The organism is Nitratireductor sp. L15S-10, from assembly GCF_045011005.1.
In the GTDB taxonomy this organism is placed as follows: domain Bacteria; phylum Pseudomonadota; class Alphaproteobacteria; order Rhizobiales; family Rhizobiaceae; genus Nitratireductor.
This window is the reverse complement of sequence record NZ_CP120674.1, coordinates 3,387,319-3,406,447: the sequence shown is the minus strand read 5'-3', so window position 1 is coordinate 3,406,447 and position 19,129 is coordinate 3,387,319. Positions and strand designations below refer to the sequence as shown.

General features: G+C 61.3%; 16 protein-coding genes. 14 read left to right on the top strand and 2 right to left on the bottom strand.

The window, feature by feature from the left end:
• Nucleotide 1: 1 nt before the first annotated feature.
• The 6 genes from P2W41_RS16255 (at nucleotide 2) to P2W41_RS16230 (ending at nucleotide 8,506) form a co-directional block, all read left to right on the top strand.
• The gene (locus P2W41_RS16255) at nucleotides 2–889 is read left to right on the top strand and encodes a branched-chain amino acid ABC transporter permease (RefSeq protein WP_229447981.1); all 888 of its coding nucleotides are present in this window, start codon (nucleotides 2–4) and stop codon (nucleotides 887–889) included.
• A 1-nt stretch (nucleotide 890) separates the two neighbouring features.
• Complete coding sequence (locus P2W41_RS16250) at nucleotides 891–1,865, top strand: branched-chain amino acid ABC transporter permease (protein WP_404933772.1); 975 nt, start codon at nucleotides 891–893, stop codon at nucleotides 1,863–1,865.
• Between the two features lie 5 nt (nucleotides 1,866–1,870).
• The gene (locus P2W41_RS16245) at nucleotides 1,871–3,481 is read left to right on the top strand and encodes a GMC family oxidoreductase (RefSeq protein WP_404933771.1); all 1,611 of its coding nucleotides are present in this window, start codon (nucleotides 1,871–1,873) and stop codon (nucleotides 3,479–3,481) included.
• Nucleotides 3,482–3,551: 70 nt separating this feature from the next.
• Complete coding sequence (locus P2W41_RS16240; RefSeq protein WP_404933770.1) at nucleotides 3,552–4,166, top strand: TetR family transcriptional regulator; 615 nt, start codon at nucleotides 3,552–3,554, stop codon at nucleotides 4,164–4,166.
• Nucleotides 4,167–4,258: 92 nt separating this feature from the next.
• On the top strand, nucleotides 4,259–5,350 hold the full coding sequence (locus P2W41_RS16235; RefSeq protein ID WP_404933769.1) for an efflux RND transporter periplasmic adaptor subunit: 1,092 nt from the start codon (nucleotides 4,259–4,261) through the stop codon (nucleotides 5,348–5,350).
• 12 nt (nucleotides 5,351–5,362) lie between these two features.
• Nucleotides 5,363–8,506 carry an efflux RND transporter permease subunit gene (locus tag P2W41_RS16230; RefSeq protein WP_404933768.1) on the top strand — a complete coding sequence of 1,048 codons (3,144 nt, stop codon included), beginning with the start codon at nucleotides 5,363–5,365 and terminating at the stop codon, nucleotides 8,504–8,506.
• Between the two features lie 71 nt (nucleotides 8,507–8,577).
• On the opposite strand, the gene P2W41_RS16225 is transcribed toward P2W41_RS16230, so the two are convergent.
• On the bottom strand, nucleotides 8,578–8,859 hold the full coding sequence (locus tag P2W41_RS16225; RefSeq protein ID WP_292899118.1) for a DUF2218 domain-containing protein: 282 nt from the start codon (nucleotides 8,857–8,859) through the stop codon (nucleotides 8,578–8,580).
• A 174-nt stretch (nucleotides 8,860–9,033) separates the two neighbouring features.
• Between P2W41_RS16225 and P2W41_RS16220 the strand changes: the two genes are divergently transcribed.
• From P2W41_RS16220 to P2W41_RS16205, 4 genes are read left to right on the top strand one after another with little or no spacing between them, the layout of a single operon-like run.
• Nucleotides 9,034–9,966, top strand: a complete 933-nt coding sequence (locus tag P2W41_RS16220) for a siderophore ABC transporter substrate-binding protein (protein ID WP_404933767.1) — start codon at nucleotides 9,034–9,036, stop codon at nucleotides 9,964–9,966.
• A gap of 25 nt (nucleotides 9,967–9,991) precedes the next feature.
• Nucleotides 9,992–10,975 carry an ABC transporter permease gene (locus P2W41_RS16215; protein ID WP_404933766.1) on the top strand — a complete coding sequence of 328 codons (984 nt, stop codon included), beginning with the start codon at nucleotides 9,992–9,994 and terminating at the stop codon, nucleotides 10,973–10,975.
• Nucleotides 10,968–11,936: an iron chelate uptake ABC transporter family permease subunit gene (locus P2W41_RS16210; RefSeq protein ID WP_404933765.1), complete on the top strand. Its 969-nt coding sequence runs from the start codon at nucleotides 10,968–10,970 to the stop codon at nucleotides 11,934–11,936. Before P2W41_RS16215 ends, P2W41_RS16210 begins: the two co-directional genes overlap by 8 nt.
• Nucleotides 11,933–12,691, top strand: coding sequence for an ABC transporter ATP-binding protein (locus P2W41_RS16205; protein ID WP_404933764.1), 759 nt, complete (start codon nucleotides 11,933–11,935; stop codon nucleotides 12,689–12,691). The genes P2W41_RS16210 and P2W41_RS16205 overlap by 4 nt, the downstream gene beginning before the upstream one ends.
• Before the next feature lie 9 nt (nucleotides 12,692–12,700).
• On the opposite strand, the gene P2W41_RS16200 is transcribed toward P2W41_RS16205, so the two are convergent.
• Entirely contained in the window at nucleotides 12,701–13,753 is a 1,053-nt protein-coding gene (locus P2W41_RS16200; protein WP_404933763.1) for a LacI family DNA-binding transcriptional regulator, read from the bottom strand.
• A gap of 153 nt (nucleotides 13,754–13,906) precedes the next feature.
• On the opposite strand from P2W41_RS16200, the gene P2W41_RS16195 reads away from it, so the two are divergent.
• The 4 genes from P2W41_RS16195 (at nucleotide 13,907) to P2W41_RS16180 (ending at nucleotide 19,125) form a co-directional block, all read left to right on the top strand.
• Nucleotides 13,907–14,935: an ABC transporter substrate-binding protein gene (locus P2W41_RS16195; RefSeq protein WP_292899130.1), complete on the top strand. Its 1,029-nt coding sequence runs from the start codon at nucleotides 13,907–13,909 to the stop codon at nucleotides 14,933–14,935.
• Nucleotides 14,936–15,008: 73 nt separating this feature from the next.
• On the top strand, nucleotides 15,009–17,240 hold the full coding sequence (locus P2W41_RS16190) for an ABC transporter permease (protein ID WP_404933762.1): 2,232 nt from the start codon (nucleotides 15,009–15,011) through the stop codon (nucleotides 17,238–17,240).
• Nucleotides 17,237–18,301 carry an ABC transporter ATP-binding protein gene (locus P2W41_RS16185; RefSeq protein WP_404933761.1) on the top strand — a complete coding sequence of 355 codons (1,065 nt, stop codon included), beginning with the start codon at nucleotides 17,237–17,239 and terminating at the stop codon, nucleotides 18,299–18,301. The genes P2W41_RS16190 and P2W41_RS16185 overlap by 4 nt, the downstream gene beginning before the upstream one ends.
• Nucleotides 18,298–19,125 (top strand): inositol monophosphatase family protein, encoded by an 828-nt coding sequence (locus P2W41_RS16180; RefSeq protein WP_404933760.1) that lies wholly within the window; start codon nucleotides 18,298–18,300, stop codon nucleotides 19,123–19,125. Before P2W41_RS16185 ends, P2W41_RS16180 begins: the two co-directional genes overlap by 4 nt.
• Nucleotides 19,126–19,129 lie beyond the last annotated feature (4 nt).

Here is a 19,129-nt window from a genome sequence, read left to right as displayed (position 1 = left end):
CATGACCATGATCTTCGGAATCCCGATCCAGGCCTTTCTCGGCCAATTGCTGGTCGGTCTCATCAACGGCTCGTTCTATGCGATGCTGAGCCTCGGGCTCGCAATTATCTTCGGCCTTTTGCGGGTGATCAATTTTGCCCATGGCGCGCAGTACATGCTGGGTGCCTTTGTCGGCTATCTGCTTCTGGCGCATCTGGGCATCGGCTATTGGCCGGCGCTCATCCTCGTGCCTCTGCTCGTGGGGCTGAGCGGCATGGCAATCGAGAAGGTTGCGCTGTCGCGGCTCTACAATGTGGATCCGCTTTACGGTCTACTCTTCACCTTCGGGCTGGCGCTGGTTCTGGAAGGCGCGTTCCGCTATTTCTATGGCGTTTCGGGGCAATCCTACACACCGCCGCCGCAGCTTTCCGGCGGCACCAATCTTGGCTTCATGTTCCTGCCCAATTATCGCGGCTGGGTGGTGGTGGCGTCGCTCATTATCTGTATCGGCACCTGGCTCCTGATCGAAAAGACCAAGCTTGGCGCCTATCTGCGCGCGGCGACAGAAAACCCGACCCTTGTTCAGGCCTTCGGCGTCAACGTTCCGCTGCTTCTGACGCTGACCTATGGCATTGGCTCGGCACTCGCGGGCCTCGCCGGCATCATGGCCGCGCCGGTCTATCAGGTGAGCCCGCTGATGGGATCAAACCTCATTATCGTGGTGTTTGCCGTTGTGGTGGTGGGCGGCATGGGCTCGATTCTGGGCGCCATCGTGACCGGCTACATGCTCGGGCTCGCCGAAGGGCTCACAAAGGTGTTTTATCCGGAAGCCTCAAACATCGTGATCTTCGTGATCATGGCGATCGTGCTTCTGGTGCGGCCTGCCGGACTGTTCGGGAAGGATGCGTGACATGGCGGACATGACAACCACCGGCATTGATCGGCAGACCCGCGCCCGCACCGAATGGCTTCTTGTGGGGCTGGGGATTGCCGCGCTGATCGCAGCACCCTTCTTCCTCTATCCTGTCTTTCTGATGAAGATGCTGTGCTTTGCGCTCTTTGCGGCAGCCTTCAACCTGCTGCTTGGCTATACGGGCCTGCTTTCCTTTGGCCATGCGGCCTTCTTCGGCGGGGCGGCCTATTTTACTGCCCATGCCGTGAAGGAGTGGGGCTGGACGCCGGAATTCGGCGTGTTGCTCGGCGTGTTTGGCGCGGCGGTACTGGGGCTGATCATCGGCTTTTTCGCCATCCGGCGGCAGGGCATCTATTTTGCCATGATCACGCTGGCGCTGGCGCAGATGTTCTATTTCTTCTGCGTTCAGGCCCCCTTCACCAAGGGCGAAGACGGCATTCAGGGCGTTCCGCGCGGCCATCTCTTCGGCTTCATCGATCTCAGCGTGCCGCTCAACATGTATTTCTTCGTGCTGGGCGGGTTCCTGATCGGCGTGTTTGCCGTCTGGCGCATCGTGCATTCGCCCTTCGGCATGATCCTGAAATCGATCCGCGAGAACGAAAACCGCGCGACCTCGCTCGGCTACAGTGTGGCCCGCTACAAGCTGGCGGCGTTCGTGATGTCGGCAACGCTGGCGGGGCTGGCCGGCGCGATGAAGGCGCTGGTGTTCCAGTTTGCAACGCTGACGGATGTAACCTGGCAGATGTCTGGCGAGGTGATCCTGATGACGCTTCTGGGCGGCATCGGCACTATGCTCGGGCCGATTGTCGGTGCGGGGCTGGTGGTGACGCTTCAGAACTATCTCGCCACGTCGGAGTTTCCGGTGACGGTGATAACCGGCGCGATCTTCATGATCTGCGTGCTTCTGTTCCGTCGCGGCATTGTCGGTGAAATCCTCGCGCGGTTTTCGCGCGGGGAGGACGATGCCCGCTGACCGCCATGACGGAGACATATGACTATATTGTCGTCGGCGCTGGCACGGCGGGGTGCCTTCTGGCCAACCGCCTGTCCGCCGATCCCACGATCTCGGTGCTGCTTCTGGAGGCAGGGGGCAAGGACAATTACGCCTGGGTGCATATTCCGGTCGGCTATCTTTATTGCATTTCCAACCCGCGCACGGACTGGTGTTTCACGACAGAGAACGAACCGGGACTGGGCGGGCGCTCCCTCGCCTATCCGCGCGGAAAGCTGCTGGGCGGCTGCTCCTCCATCAATGGCATGATCTACATGCGGGGGCAGGCGCGTGATTATGACCGCTGGCGGCAAATGGGCTGCACCGGCTGGGCCTGGGACGACGTACTGCCCTTCTTCAAGAAGCCCGAAGACTACTACCGGGGCGCCGACGACATGCATGGCGCCGGCGGCGAGTGGCGTGTGGAAGAGGCGCGCGTGCGCTGGGACATTCTGGATGCGTTTCAGGATGCGGCCGAAGCGCTCGGCATTCCAAAGGTTGACGATTTCAACCGCGGTGACAATGAGGGGTCGTCCTATTTTCGTGTGAACCAGCGCAGCGGCATACGCTGGAATGCCTCGAAAGCCTTTCTCAAGCCAGTGCGGCACCGGCAGAACCTGCGGGTTGAAACAGGTGCACATGTGCGTCGGCTCATCGTTGAGGAGGGGCGTGCCACGGGCGTCGCCTATGAGCAGAACGGCGCGGCGCGCGAGGCGCATTGCCGGGCCGAGGTCGTTCTGTCGGCGGGCGCAATCGGCTCGCCGCACATTCTCGAACTGTCGGGCATCGGGCGCGGGGACGTCTTGCAGGCAGCCGGCATCCCGGTTGTTTTCGAGCAGAGTTCGGTGGGCGAAAACCTGCAGGACCATCTGCAATTGCGGTGCGCCTACAGGGTTTCGGGCATTCGTACGCTCAACGAACAGGCAAGCAGGCTGACCGGCAAGGCAGTGATTGCGCTGGAATATCTGCTGAAACGGTCGGGGCCCATGTCCATGGCGCCAAGTCAGCTTGGCCTTTTCACACGCTCCGACGAGACACGCGAAACGGCCAATCTGCAATATCACGTGCAGCCGCTCTCGCTCGACAAGTTTGGCGATCCGGTTCACCCCTTTCCGGCGTTCACGGCAAGCGTGTGCAACCTGCGGCCCGACAGCCGGGGCTCGGTGCATCTGACCTCGAAGGATTTCCGGAAACAGCCGGCCATCCGGCCCAATTATCTAGCGACCGAGAGCGACAGGCAGGTGGCTGTCGATGCGATCCGTTTGACGCGGCGTATTGTTGCGCAGCCGGCCCTGCAGCGCTATCGGCCCGAAGAGTTCAAGCCGGGTCCAAACTACCAGAGCGAGGAAGAACTCGTGGAGGCGGCGGGCCAGATCGGCACCACGATCTTCCATCCCGTCGGCACCTGCCGGATGGGGGCGGATGAGGAGGCGGTGGTCGATCCACGGCTTCGAATGCGTGGCCTGAGAGGCTTACGGATCGCCGATGCGTCTGTGATGCCTGCCATCGTTTCTGGCAACACGAATTCGCCGACGCTCATGATTGCGGAGAAGGCGGCGTCGATGATCCTTGAGGATGCGGGTAGGCGAAGGTTGTGATCTGGCCAGGACGATTGCCTGTTGACTCGGTGAAAGCTGACGATTATTGAAAATCGTCAGGATTAAAATGATGAAACAGACCGTCCGTACCCGCACCGATCCGGAAGAGACCCGCAGCCGCATTCTGGAAGTGGCCGAGAATTTCTTCCGCAGCATCGGTTATCAGAAGACTTCCGTTGCCGATATCGCGGCGGAAGTGGGCATGAGTCCGGCCAATGTCTACCGGTTCTTTCCCTCAAAAGGTGCGATCAATGAATGCATATGCGGGCGGATCGTCGAGGAAGTGGCGGAAATCGCCTTTTCCATCGCGCGGACCAGTGCACCCGCGCCGGAGAAGCTGTCGCGGCTTCTGACGGCGATCCACGAGCATCACAAGGTGACGCTGATCAAGGAAAAGCGGACGCATGAGATGGTCGCGGTGGCGATGCAGGAAAATTGGGCGATCATCAAGGCGCATATCGAGCGCGTCACCACGATTATCGAGGGAATCATCCGCGAGGGAGTCGAGGTCGGAGAGTTCGAAGTTGAAGACCCGGCAGAGGCGGCGCGCTGTGTGAAGACAGCGTTTGTGCCGTTCTTCCATCCTCTGTTGATCGAACATTGCATACAGCACGGCGAAGACACCGAGCTGGGGCTGCGCGAGCAGTTGCGTTTTATCCTGAAGGCACTGGGCAAGCGTACTTAGGCTGACGTTGCATGGCGAACCACGCTTGCTGCGCGCAAATTGTGATGAATATTGAGAATCATCAGTTAACAATATTTACAAGGTAGGGCGCCATGCCGCTTACGACGATGAATAGGGTTGTTCTTCTGGGCGCGGTGGCGCTCTCGCTCGCAGCCTGTCAGGATCAGGAAGTGGCCGAGCGTCCCGACCCGGTCGTGCGGGTGGCGACGGTGCACCTTTCTCCGCTTGCCGAAACACGCACCTACACGGGCACGATCGTGCCGCGCACAGAAGTGGCCGAGGCCTTTCGTGTCGGCGGCAAGGTGGCGGACCGGCGTGTGGATGTGGGAGACGTGGTGAAGGCCGGCGAGGTTCTGGCGCGGCTCGATCCGCTGGACCTCAACCTGCAACTGGAACAACAACGCGCCGCGCTGACGGCAGCGCGCGCGAGCCTCACAAAGGCCGAGACCGATCTCGAACGGGCGCGCAAACTTTTCAAGCGCGGGCATGTGACCCAGGCGGCGCTCGATGCACAGGCGCTGGCGGTCGACGAAACGCGATCGCGCTTTGAGCAGGCCCAGCGCGCTGTCGCCCTTGCTGAAAACCAGATGGGCTATGCCGAGCTCACCGCATCCGCCGACGGTGTGGTGAGCGCCGTGGGCGTGGAGGCAGGCCAGGTGATCTCACCGGGGCAGATGGTGGTGAGCGTGGCACAGCTCGACGAGAAGGAGGTCGAGGTATCGATCCCCGAAAGCCGGCTTTCCGATCTGGAAGGTTCCACCGCTGAAGTGTCGCTGTGGGCCGGCGGCGGGGTTTATGCCGCAAAGGTGCGCGAGATCGCGCCGGAGGCCAACGGCACGAGCCGGACCTATCCGGTGCGTTTTTCCGTGCCGGAGGCGGACGAGACTGTCCGGCTCGGGATGACCGCCACCGTTTCACTCACCAAAGGAGATCCGTCACCGGTCGCTCGCATACCGATGACGGCGGTTCTCGACGATGGCCGGGGTCCGGTCGTGTTCGTAGTCGATCCCCCCTCGAACGAACTCAAACGCCGCCCGGTCGTCGTCGGGGCCTATCAGTCGCGCAACGCGATCATTGCCGAGGGCCTCGAGGATGGCGAGAAGATCGTCACGCTCGGTGTTCAGAAACTGCAGGAAGGCGAGCGCGTGAGGCTCGCCGAAATCCAGTCTGCCAGCGCCGACTGACCGGGGGCCATCATGCAGCGTTTCAACCTTTCGCAGTGGGCCGTCACCCACCAGACGCTCGTCCTGTTTCTGATAATCGTTCTCTCTCTGGGTGGGGCCTATTCCTATGCGCGGCTTGGTCGCGCGGAGGATCCGAGCTTTACGATCAAGGTCATGGTGGTGAATGCCATCTGGCCGGGCGCAACAGCCGAGGAGGTCCAGCGGCAGGTCGCCGACCCGATCGAGAAGACGCTTCAGGAAGTGCCCTATTTTGACAAGGTGCGCACCTATTCCAAACCCGGCTCCACCTTCATGCAGGTGCAGCTTGAGGATACGACGCCGCCGGGCGAGGTGGAAGAGCTCTGGTACCAGATCCGCAAGCGCGTCGGCGATATTCGAGCCTCCCTGCCGCAGGGCGTGATCGGCCCGTTCTTCAATGACGAGTTCGGTGATGTGGACAGCGCGCTCTACATGCTGACCGGCGATGGCGCGACGATGCGCGATCTGAAGGACGCGGCCGAAGACATCCGCCAGCGGCTTCTACGCGTGCCGGATGTGGAGAAGGTTCGCTTCTACGGCGATCAGGATGAGCGCATCTTTGTCGAATTTTCCCATTCCAAGCTTGCTACGCTGGGCATCGACCCGCAGGTGATCTTTAATTCCATCGCGGCACAGAATGCGGTGACGCCCTCGGGCGAGATCGAGACGGCGTCCGACCGGGTCTTCCTGCGTGTGGAAGGCGCGCTCAAGGGTGTGGAGGCCGTGGCCTCGGTGCCTGTTGCCGTAAACGGCACCGTCTTCCGTCTTGGCGATATCGCCGATGTGCGGCGCGGCTATGAAGACCCGCCGAGCTTTACCGCGCGCCACGAAGGGCAGCAGGCACTCGCCATCGGTGTGGTTATGGCCGAGGGCGCAAACATCCTCACGCTGGGTGAAAATCTCGATCAGGCCATGAGCGGGATCAGGGCCGATCTTCCGGTCGGTCTGGAACTCGACATGATCGCCAACCAGCCGGAGGTGGTTCAGGATTCGGTCGGTGAGTTCATCAAGGTGTTTCTGGAAGCGCTTGCCGTGGTTCTGGCAGTGAGTTTTCTCTCGCTCGGTTGGCGCACCGGTATCGTTGTGGCGTTGGCGGTGCCGCTGGTGCTGGCCATCGTCATGATTGTGCTCGACATTCTGGGCATGAGCCTGGAGCGCATCACACTTGGCGCGCTCATCATCGCGCTCGGTCTCATGGTGGATGACGCGATCATAGCCGTCGAGATGATGGTGGTGAAGATGGAGCAGGGCTATGACCGGCTGAAAGCGGCGACCTTCGCCTGGACCTCCACGGCCTTTCCCATGCTGACAGGAACGCTGGTGACGGCGGCGGGCTTTCTGCCTGTCGGCTTTGCGCAGTCGACAGCGGGCGAATATGCCGGCGGCATCTTCTGGGTTGTCGGCATTGCGCTGGTGGCGTCGTGGTTCGTGGCGGTGATCTTCACGCCCTATATCGGCGTCAAGCTGCTGCCCGACTTCCACAAGCACGGTACTGCGGTGGCCGAGGGTGGGCAACACCATGATATCTATGACACACGCCTCTACAATGGGCTTCGCCGGATCGTGGAATGGTGTGTGTCCTGGCGCTGGGTGGTCATTGCAGCGGTGGTCGGGCTCTTTGCGGTCTCGATCTGGTCTTTCGGATTTGTCCAGCAACAGTTCTTCCCGACCTCGCCACGCCCCGAACTGATGGTGGAAATCCGCCTGCCGGAAGGCGCGCCGATCAAGGCCACCGAAGCCTCTGCCCGCGTGATGGAAGAGGTGATTGCGGCGGACGAGGAAGTGCTGACCTACTCCACCTATACGGGCGCCGGCGCGCCGCGCTGGTTCCTTGCCTCGAACCCGGAGCTGCCAAAGCCGAACTATGCAATCATCGTGATGTACACGGAAGACGCGGCGGCGCGCGACCGGGTCAAGGAACGGCTTCAGATCTATATCGACGAAGGCGGCCTGCCCGAAGCGCGGGTGCGCGTCACGGAACTCGTGTTCGGTCCGCCCGTGGGCTTCCCCGTTCAGTTCCGTGTCATCGGCCCGGACCCACTGGAAGTGCGTCGCATCGCCTACGAGGTGCGCGACGTGATGGCGCAGAACCCCAATGCGCTTGATCCCAATCTGGACTGGAACGAGCAGGCGAAATCCATCCGGCTCGAGGTCGATCAGGATCGTGCGCGGGCTCTTGGCCTGACGCCGCAGGATATCGGCCGCACGCTTCAGACACTGCTTTCAGGCCTGACGGTGACATCGGTTCGCGATGGCATCGAACAGGTGGATGTGGTGGCGCGCGCAGTGGAGAGCGAAAGGCTCGATATCGAGCATCTGGGCGACCTGACGATTGCCACGCGCGGCGGAGCGCCGGTGCCTCTGTCGCAGGTGGCCAGGGTGGTTTATGGGCATGAGGAGCCGATCCTCTGGCGGCAGAACCGTGACATGATGATCACGGTGCGTGCGGATGTGCCTGCCGGGGTGCAGCCGCCGGATGTTTCCTCGCAGATCTGGCCGACCTTGAAGCCGCTGATGGAAAACCTGCCGGTGGGCTACCGCATCGAAATGGGGGGCGCCATCGAGGAGAGCGCCAAGGCCAATGCAGCTCTGTTCGAGGTGTTTCCGGTCATGGTGCTGGCCATGCTTACGATCCTGATGATCCAGTTGCAGAGCTTTTCACGGCTCGCCCTCGTCTTTGCCACGGCACCGCTCGGTCTCATCGGTGCGGCGTTCGGGCTGTTGATTTTTAATCAGCCCTTCGGCTTCGTTGCCCTGCTTGGGCTGATCGCGCTCGCCGGGATGATCATGCGCAATACGGTCATTCTGGTCGACCAGATCAAGGCGGATCTTGAAGACGGGTCGCCAGAATGGACGGCAATCATCGAAGCGACGGTGCGCCGCACCCGCCCGGTGGTTCTGACGGCGTTGGCCGCCATCCTCGCCATGGTGCCGCTTTCGAGCAATGTGTTCTGGGGGCCGATGGCATTTGCCATCATGGGCGGCCTCACGGCTGCAACGGTCCTGACCATCCTGTTCGTGCCGGCGCTTTACGCCGCATTCTACCGGGTGAGGCGACCGGAGGAGGAACAGGATTCCGATATCGGTGCGTCACTTCAGGACACAGAACGACTCGCGCTGCCTCAGGCCGCCGAGTAACGAAAGGCGGCGGAATCCACTGCTCGCGTTCCGCCGCCTTTCGAATTTTCGCTCAGTCTTCGTCCGGCTTCTCACGCCTGCCAGGAGATTTCCGGTTTTTCGCGCCATGCGAAGCGCGTCAGATGATCGTCGATCACGTTCTGGGCGCGGGCCAGCTCTTCGTCCGTTTTGGCGTTGCACTCGATGGTGAGTGCTGCTTCATCTGCACGCATGATGCAGTCACCGAACGGGAAATCCACCTTGCCCCGCGATGTATCAAAGTCGACGCTCACCTTGTGAGCGAAATGCTTGCAAAGCTGCTGCAGATATTTTGACGCATTTTCCGTCGTCACGACGGCTTTGGATTGAAGCATGAGAAATGTCTCCGGAAAAATGTTGCCGAAACTGTCTGGTCGATTGCCCATACAGATAAGTTGATTACGATAATCATATTTGCTAACCGACATGCTGACAAGGGTGTTGTCGACCGGCCAGACGATGGGCGTCAGGCACCTCCTTGCATTTTCTGGGACATTTGGAGCGTGTCGATGATTTCAAACTTACCGTCACTTGCCGGGCGTTTCCTGGCTTCGGCCATCGCGGTTGCGGCCTTCCTGCCGGGTTATGCCAATTCAGGAGAGGTTACTGTTCAACATGCTCAAGGTGAAACCGTTTTGCAGGACACGCCCAGGAAGGTCCTGACATTCGATCTCGCCGCACTGGATACGCTCGATGCGCTGGGCGTAGAGGTGGCGGGCGTTCCAAGCGCGCTGATCCCCGCCTATCTGTCCAGATATGAGGGTGAAGATTACGCAAAGATCGGTTCCCTCTTCGAACCTGACTTCGAGGCGGTGAATGCGGCGAGCCCGGATCTCATCATTGTGGCAGGCCGGTCCGCCCCGCAATACGAGGCGCTGTCGAAGATCGCTCCGACCATCGACCTGACCATCAAGCCCGACAACTTTCTGAAAGGGGCTCAGGAGAATGCACGTAAACTGGGCACGATTTTCGAGAAGGAAGAAGCGGCGGAGGCGCTGATCGGCAAGCTCGACACATCGGTCGCTGCGTTGCAGCAGACCGCAAAAGATGTCGGAAAAGGCCTGATCATTCTTACCAATGGAGGCAAGGTTTCGGCCTATGGCCCCGGCTCGCGTTTCGGCTGGCTGCATGACGATCTCGGTATTGCGCCCGCCGTTGAGGATGTGGAGGCGGCCACGCACGGCGAAGCTGTTTCGTTTGAATTCATCCTCAAGACAAATCCGGACTGGCTTTTCGTGGTCGACCGCGATTCGGCGGTCGGAAATGACGGCCAGTCGGCGAAACAAACGCTCGACAACGAACTCGTTGCCGCAACCACCGCCGCAAAGGAAGGCAATATCTATTACGCCGACGCGGTTCGCTGGTATCTCGTTGGCGGCGGCATGACTGCCCTCCAGGCAGAAGTCGACGCGATCACCAGGGCACTGAGCGCAGCCGACTGACCGGACCATGCAAGCCGCCGCCAGCATGACCGTTCGAGTTCGCCCCGCCGCCGGCCTGATGCTGGCGGTGGGATGCGTTCTTGTTCTGGCAGCCATCAGCCTGTTCGTCGGGGTGGCCGACATGCCGCTCGGTGACCTCATTTCCGGTGATGGCAGCGCGCAGGCCATCCAGCTGCTTCTCGTAAGCCGCATACCCCGCACGGTGGCGCTGGTGCTTTCAGGCATGTCGATGGGCGTCGCCGCACTCATCATGCAGATGCTGTTTCGCAATCGCTTCGTGGAGCCCACGACCACCGGCACGGTTGAAGCTGCAAGTCTTGGCCTTCTGGTGGTGGCGCTGCTCGCGCCGGGCCTGCCAGTATTCTACAAGATGGTTGTGGCTTCGGGCTTTGCGCTGGGCACGACTTTCCTGTTTCTGCGCCTTGTCTCGAAAATCCCGGCTGGTTCCAGTTTGGTCGTGCCGCTTCTGGGATTGATGTTCGGCGGTGTCATCAATGCAGTCACGACCTTTTTTGCCTACCGCTACGACCTGCTTCAATCACTCGCGACATGGACAAATGGCGATTTCTCCGGTGTGCTGCGCGGACGTTATGAACTGCTTTTCATCGCCGGGGGGCTCGCAGTCCTGTCCTATCTGGCGGCAGACCGGTTCACCGTGGCAGGGCTGGGCGAGAGCTTTACCCGCAATCTCGGCCTGAATTACGGGCGCATAGTTGCGTCAGGCCTGGCGATCGTTTCGATGGTATCGGCCGCCGCGGTTGTGACGGCGGGAACCGTACCGTTTCTGGGGCTCATCGTAGCCAATCTCGTCAGCATGGCGGTGGGCGATAATCTGCGCCGCGCCCTGCCATGGGTTGCCGTCTCAGGGGCGGGGTTTCTTCTCGCATGTGACATCATCGGGCGCGTGGTGCGTTTTCCCTATGAAATCCCGGTCGGTACGGTCGCGAGCGTTCTCGGCTCCGGCATTTTCCTGTTCCTCCTCCTTCGCCGGCGGGCGCGCTTTGGCTAAAACTCCCCCATGGCAAAGGCCTCGTCTGGCGCTCGCTCTCCTCGGTTTCACCGCTGCTGCAGCGATGGCAGCCTTCATGACCGTCGGCGCAAAAGGCAACTGGGACTTCGTGCTGCCGTTTCGCGGCGGAAAGCTGCTTGGCCTCGTTCTGGTCGCCTACGCGGTGGCGACGGCGACCGTACTGTTTCAGACCATCACACAGAACCGGATACTGACACCGGCGGTGATGGGGTTCGATTCGCTCTATGTGGCGCTCCAGACAGCACTCGTTTTTTTTCTCGGTACACGGGATCTGGCGATCATAGACATGCGCCTCCGTTTCGTTCTGGAGACGATGCTCATGGTGGCCATGTCGATGGCGCTGTTTCACTGGCTTTTTCTTTCCCGTCGGCGCAGCCTGCATCTTGTGGTGCTGGCGGGTCTGGTGTTCGGCGTGTTCTTCCGCAGCCTCTCACACATGATGCAGCGCATTCTCGATCCCAATGAGTTCATAGCCCTGCAGGACATGTTGTTCGCCAGCTTCAACACGATCGATACGCAGTTGCTGGCGGTCTCTTCGGTGATCGTGCTGGTGACAGCCTGGGTGAGCCGCCGGCTGCTGGCGAAGCTCGATGTTTTGATGCTGGGACGTGATACGGCGGTCAACCTGGGCATCGATTACCAGCGCGTGGTGATGATGCTGTTCGCGGTGATCGCCGTTCTGGTTTCCGTTTCCACTGCGCTGGTCGGGCCGGTTACTTTCTTCGGGCTTCTGGTGGCAAGCCTTGCCTATCAGGCGGTGGGCACGGACCGGCATGAATACACGCTGCCAGCGGCAACGCTGATCGCCATCATCGCGCTGGTGGGCGGGCAAACCGTGATGGAGCGCGTGTTCGGTTTCGACACTGCGCTGAGCGTCATTATCGAGTTTACCGGCGGCATTGCCTTCATGCTGTTGCTCTACCGGAATCTGAACCGATGATCGAAATCCACAATCTCACCAAGTGCTATGATGAAGCGACGGTTGTCGACGATGTCAGCCTGAAGCTGCCGGAGAGCGGCATCACCGCGATTGTCGGCCCGAACGGAGCCGGAAAATCGACGCTTCTGTCCATGATGGCGCGGCTGATCGCGCCCACGGCGGGGCGGGTTCTTGTCGATGGGCTCGACGTGCAGGAAACACCAGGCGCGGTGCTTGCCAAGCGGCTGGCAATCCTCAAGCAGAACAATCAGGTCAACATGCGTCTGACGGTGAGCGAGCTTGTCGCCTTCGGGCGGTTTCCGCATTCAGGTGGCCGCCCGACGGTGGAGGACAAGCGACATATCGACGAGGCGATCGCCTATCTGGGGCTCAATGAGTTGCGAGACCGGTTTCTGGACGAGTTATCGGGGGGGCAGCGCCAGCGCGCCTTCGTGGCCATGGTGCTGGCGCAGGACACGAAATATGTGCTGCTCGACGAACCGCTAAACAGCCTCGACATGAAGCACGCGGCCGCGATGATGAAGCTGCTGCGGCGGACCGCCGACGAGCTCGCGAAATCGATCACCGTGGTGATCCACGACATCAATTTTGCCTCCATCTATGCCGACCATGTGGTGGCGATGCGCGACGGGCGCGTGATGCTTGAGGGCGGGGCGGTCGATCTCATGCAGGAACTGGTTCTCAATGACATTTACGACACGGTCGTGAAGGTGCGAGAGGTCGACGGGCACCGGTTGGGGCTGCACTATCTCTGAGGGAAGCCGCTATCTGGCATTGCTGCCGCGAACGGATTTGCGCCAGGACATGGGCGCTGCCAAACGGATGACGCGCGTTTCGCCATCTCCTTCGTCTTCGGCCAGCCAGTCCACGGCGGAAGAGGCAATTTCCCCTATCGGTTGCCGGAAGGTGGTGAGCTGATAGCTGTCCCAGCTGGACTGCGGAATATCGTCAAAGCCGATCACGGAGAGATCGTCCGGTATCGAAAGAGAAAAGCGGTGACGGGCAGCGTCCATCACTCCGCAGGCGATCAGGTCTGTTGTGCAGAAAATGGCGTCCGGCCTGTCCGGCAGCACGAGCAGGCGTTCGCCCAGTGTCAGACCGCTCTCATATCCGGTCGGGCCGAAACGCTCGCAGGTCACAGACAGTCCGCGTCGGTGTGCTTCAGCGAGAAACCCTTCCTCCCGTGCGACGAGACTGGGTGTGCCGGCATTGGATGTCGCCACCGCCAGCGTTCGGCAGCCGGCTCTGAGAAACGAGGTGAGCGCCAGGCGGGCTGCGTCGGCGTCGTTGAGGCGTATCTGGATAGATCGCGAATGTGCGTCGTCACGGTTGATGAGGACGAGGCGAAGCCCGTTACGATGGCACAGGTCGCTGATGGATTTGTCGGGCATGCCTGACAGAACGATCGCTGCCTCCGCGCGATAGCGGATCGCCTGTTGCAGGGCCATGTCCACGCTTCTGTCCGAGCGATCCGTGTTGATGAGGATGGCGACCCGGCCAACGGCCTGAAGGCGCTCGGTCAGGGCGCGGAGAAGCTCGGAGCGGTAGGGTGTGGCCAGATCCGCCCCCACCACGGCGACGATCCCTGTCTTCTGGCTTATGAGGCCTCTGGCAAGGTGATTGACCTGATACCCGAGCGCCTCGGCGGCAGCGATGACCTTGCTGCGCGTCTCCTCTGAAACGCTCGCACCAGGTGTGAAGGTGCGTGAAACGGCAGCGCGGGAAACCCCGGCCCGGGCCGCAACATCCTTGGCACTGACGGAAGCCTTTCGAACCGGCACGTTTGCTCCTGACGGTGTGTTTGTTGCTCGGATCATAAACGGATTGCACAGCTGTTCAATCAGAACGTTAGTATCAAATTACCTTGCCTTATGAAATTTTTATATCACGACCATTGACAGCTCCTTCAAGTCGGAAGAACATTGCACACGTGTGCAAAATAAATCCGATAAGCACCAAGGGAGGGTTTCATGAAGAAAAACTATCTGGCGACGGTGGCGCTGGCGGCAGGTTCCGTTCTGGCGTCGCAGGCCGTGGCGAATGCGGACGAGTTGAATCTGATCTGCTCGGCTGATGTGGTCATCTGTGAACTGCTCGTCGAAAAGTTCGAGGCCGAGCACGATATCGACGTTTCCATGGTGCGGCTGTCTTCCGGCGAGGCCTATGCGAAAGTGCGCGCGGAAGCGCGCAATCCGAAGACGGATATCTGGTGGGGAGGAACCGGCGATCCGCATCTTCAGGCAGCGGCCGATGGGCTGACCATGGCCTACAAGTCGCCAATGCTGGATGAGCTTCTGCCGTGGGCGGTCAAGCAGGCCGAGAGTGCCGACTACAAGACCGTTGGCGTTTATTCTGGCGCGCTTGGCTGGGGCTACAACAAGGAATTTCTGGCCGACAAGGGCATCGAGCCGCCCAAATGCTGGGCGGATCTGCTGAACCCGGCGCTGAAGGGTGAAATCCAGGTGGCGAACCCGAACTCCTCGGGCACGGCCTACACTGCGCTTGCCACGCTCGTCCAGCTCATGGGCGAAGACGAGGCATTCGAGTTCCTCAAGAAGATGAACGATAATGTGTCGCAATACACCAAGTCGGGCTCTGCGCCGGTGAAGGCGGCTGCTCGCGGCGAAACCGGGATCGGCATCGTCTTCATGCATGATGCGGTCGCCCAGGCGGTCGAGGGCTTTCCCATCGGTGTGGTCGCGCCCTGCGAGGGAACGGGTTACGAGATCGGCTCCATGTCGATCGTCAACCGTGCACGCAACGAAGAGGCTGCCAAGACATGGTATGACTGGGTGCTGAAGGCGGATGTGCAGTCGCTCCTGAAGGATGCCAAGTCGTTCCAGATCCCGTCAAATGCCTCTGCGGAGGTTCCGGAGGAATCGCCGAGCCTCGATGAGGTCAAGCTGATCGACTACGACTTCGTGACCTATGGCAGCTCGGACAAGCGAAAAGCGCTGCTTGAGCGTTGGGATCGCGAGATTGGTGCCATTGCCAACTGATCCGGCGCTCGCAAGCCTCGGGTTTCATCGGGGGTGAAGCCCGAGGCGCCCCTCACGGACAGGACTGCACATGATGACGCGCGAAAACCGTCGGCTCGACGTGACGTTCGGGCTTGGCCTTGCCGCTATTTGTCTTCTGCCATGGTATCGGGTTGAGGGCGGGTTTTTCTCACTGCGGTGGGTGGGGGAGATGGCAGGCGAGCCGGACCTCTATCCCGGCCTGTTGCAACTCTTTATGGGCCGTTCCTGGCTCCTGATCGCTTTCATCCTGTTCGCGGCAGCAATTGCAACACGGATTGCCATGCCCGCCGGAAAGCTGCGCGGCGGGCGACTGGCGCTGATCGGTGCAGTCGGTACCGGATTCATGATCCTGCAGGGGCTTGCCATCACGCTGTGGGGGTGGGCCTGGGGCGTGAGCGAAACGCTGTTCGGGCCCCTTGATCCGGGGCAACCGGCCTTTGGCGCGGGCGCGGTCATTCTCTCGCTGGGCTTTCTGGCCCTCATCGCCTACGGACTGGCCGAACGCGGCGCGATGAAGGGAGACGCCTTCACGGTCGGCTCCATCATCCTGCTGATCGCACTGGTGGGCGTTTTCGTCTTCTATCCGATCATCTCCATGCTTGTCGGCTCCTTCCAGGATTTCGACGGCTCCTTCAACCCGAACGGCTTCATCCGAAACATGCAGGATCCGGCTATCTGGAGCCTTGACTGCGTGGTCGGCGGGGCGCGGTGCGGCGTGGCCTGGCGAACGCTCTTTCTGGCGGTGATGACGGCAACCGCCTCAACAGCGCTTGGCCTTGCCTTCGCGCTGGTGGCAACCCGCACGGGCTTTCCCGCAAAGAAGGGCCTCAGGCTTCTCACGGTTTTGCCCATCATCACGCCGCCCTTCGTCATCGGTCTTGCTCTGACCATGATGCTCGGCCGTTCGGGGCTCGTGACCGGATGGATCGAGGCGTTTACGGGCATCGAGCTGGGTCGCTGGCTTTATGGCCTGACCGGCATCTGGATCGCGCAGGTGCTTTCCTTCACGCCCATTTCCTTCCTCGTTCTCATCGGTGTGGTGGAAGGCGTGAGCCCCTCCATGGAGGAGGCCTCGCAGACATTGCGGGCAGGGCGCTGGCGCACCTTCCGCAAGGTCTCTCTGCCGCTGATGGCGCCGGGGCTCGCCAACGCCTTCCTGATCGGCTTCATCGAGAGCATGGCGGATTTCGGCAATCCGCTGGTGCTGGGCGGAAGCCACGGGGTTCTCTCGACCGAGATATTCTTCGCCGTGGTCGGCGCGCAGACAGATCCGTCGCGCGCGGCGGTGCTCGCGATCATTCTTCTGACCTTCACGCTTTCCGCCTTCCTCTTGCAGAGGGTCTGGCTCGCCGGGCGCAATTTCGCAACGGTGACGGGCAAGGGAGATTCAGGCAAACACGCCGCCTTGCCCGGTCCACTCGTCGCCCTGCTTTATGCAATCGTGGTGCCGTGGATTATCTTCACGCTTGCGGTCTATGGCATGATCATTTTCGGCGGCTTCGTTACCACCTGGGGCCTCGATCACACGCTGACGCTGGAGCATTATGCGCGCGGCTTCTCGGTTGAGTGGCGCGAAGGGGCGCTGGCCTGGACCGGCGTTGCCTGGGACAGTTTCTGGACAACGATGGAAATCGCACTGATCGCCGCGCCTTTGACGGCAGCCGTCGGGCTGCTGACGGCCTATCTCATCGTGCGGCAGAACTTCTTTGGCAGAAACGCCTTCGAGTTCGCGCTGATGATGAGTTTCGCCATTCCCGGAACCGTCATCGGCATCAGCTACATCATGGCGTTTAACCTGCCGCCCATCGAAATGACGGGTACGGCGCTGATCCTGATTGCCTGCTTTGTGTTCCGCAACATGCCCGTGGGCGTGCGCGGCGGCGTGGCGGCGATGAGCCAGCTCGACAAAAGCCTCGATGAGGCCTCGATCACGCTGGGAGCAGGGAGCCCGCGCACGATCCGCCGGGTGATCCTGCCACTGCTCCGCCCGGCGATCATGGCGGCACTGGTTTACTCCTTTGTGCGCGCCATCACCTCGATCAGCGCCGTCATTTTCCTGGTCAGCGCGAAGTACAACATGGCAACGGCCTATATCGTGGGGCTGGTGGAGAATGGTGAATACGGCATCGCCATCGCTTATTCCTCGGTTCTCATCCTTGTCATGATCACCGTGATAGGCGGGTTCCAGCTTCTGGTCGGCGAGCGCCGGCTGAGACGGGAAAACGCTGTCAGTCGCCCGGCCGCGAAGAAGCGCGCCCAATCCAGTCTGGAGGCAAAGGCATGAGCAATTCGCAACGTGGTTCCGTCCGTTTTCGCAATGTGCGCAAAGATTTCGGTTCGTTCACGGCGATTCACGATCTCGATCTGGAGATCGAGCCAGGCACACTGGTAACGCTCCTGGGCCCCTCGGGCTGCGGCAAGACCACCACATTGCGCATGCTGGCCGGGCTGGAAACGCCAAGTGCGGGCACGATCGAGATCGGCGGGCATGATGTCACGCGCCTGCCGGCCAATGAGCGCGATGTGGCCATGGTGTTTCAGTCCTATGCGCTGTTCCCGCATATGAGCGTGCTCGACAATGTGGCCTACGGGCTGGAGGCGGGCGGCCAGTCGAAGGCCGAGGCGCGGGAGAACGCGCATGCGGGGCTGGCGCTGGTCGGCCTCGAAGGATATGGCGCGCGGCTGCCGGCGGAGCTTTCCGGCGGGCAGCAGCAGCGCGTCGCCGTTGCGCGCGCGCTGGTGCTGGAGCCGCAGGTGCTTCTGCTCGACGAGCCCTTGTCCAACCTCGACGCCAGGCTTCGCCGCCGTGTGCGCACCGAAATCCGCGAGCTGCAGCAGCGGCTCGGCTTCACCGCCGTCTATGTGACGCATGATCAGGAAGAGGCGCTGGCCGTTTCCGACCGGATTGTGGTTATGGAGGGCGGGCGCATCGCGCAGGAAGGGCCGCCGCGCGAACTTTATGAGGAGCCGGCCTCCGAGTTCATTGCCGACTTCATGGGCGAGGCCAATGTGCTCGCCTGCGAGGTGCTGGACATTGCAGAGGGGCGCGCAACCGTACAGGTGGGCGGCCTGCGACACACGCTACCGACGCGAAAAACGGCACGCCCCGGCCCGGCAAAACTGGCCGTCAGGGCAAACGCCATCCGCCTTGAGGCGGGCGGGGATGCCAGCCTGCCCGGCCGGATTCAGAGCTCGGCCTATCTCGGCGACCATGTCGAATATGAGGTGGAACTCGCATCCGGAACAATCTTCGTCGTCGACAATGCGACCACCGACCCCTTGCCGCCTGCGACCGAGGTTTCCATCGGCTTTCGCGATCGCGGCATAGCCTTGATAACAGCATGACAACGTCCATTCAGGAGAACCGCGTGTCCCTTTCCGATACCGACCTTGCCGAACGGCTTGGCTTTGCCGAAACCATGGCAAAGGCCGCGGGGGCAGCCGCCCTCGACTACTTCACACGGCGCGATGAGCTGGTCATCGAGACCAAGCGCAACCCGCAGGATCTGGTTTCCGAGGCAGACAAGAAGGTCGAAGAGCTGATCCGCGCCGAGATTGCGAAGCACTTTTCCAGTGATGGCGTGCTTGGCGAGGAGTACGGGCTGACCGAAGGCACAAGCGGCCTGACCTGGGTGATCGATCCGATCGACGGCACGAGCGCCTTCCTGAACGGCATGCCGAACTGGTGTGTTTCGGTCGGTGCCGCGATTGATGGCGAACCGGTGCTCGGCGTCATTGTCGCGCCCTGCTTCGACGAGTGCTACAGCGCCCGCCGTGGCGGTGGGGCGACGCTCAACGGAAAGCCGATCCGTGTTGCGGACCAGCTCAATCTTCGCAACGGCGTGGTGGGGCTTGGCTCCAATGATCGCGTCGAGCCGGCTGCTGCCGCGCGCATTGTGGAAAACCTTTTCGAGATCGGCGGAACGTTCATCCGCAACGGTTCGGGTGCGTTGATGCTTGCCTATGTGGCCGCGGGGCGGCTGGTCGGCTATGCGGAGCCGAGCATGAATGCCTGGGACTGCATGGCAGGTTACTGCCTTGTCAGCGAGGCCGGCGGCACGGTTCTGCCATTTCCGCGCGATGGCTTCCACGCACCGGCGCGCGTGCTCGCGGCCACCGGCGGCAGCTATGCCGAACTGGAGCAGATCTCGGCTATCGCCCAGAGCTGACGCA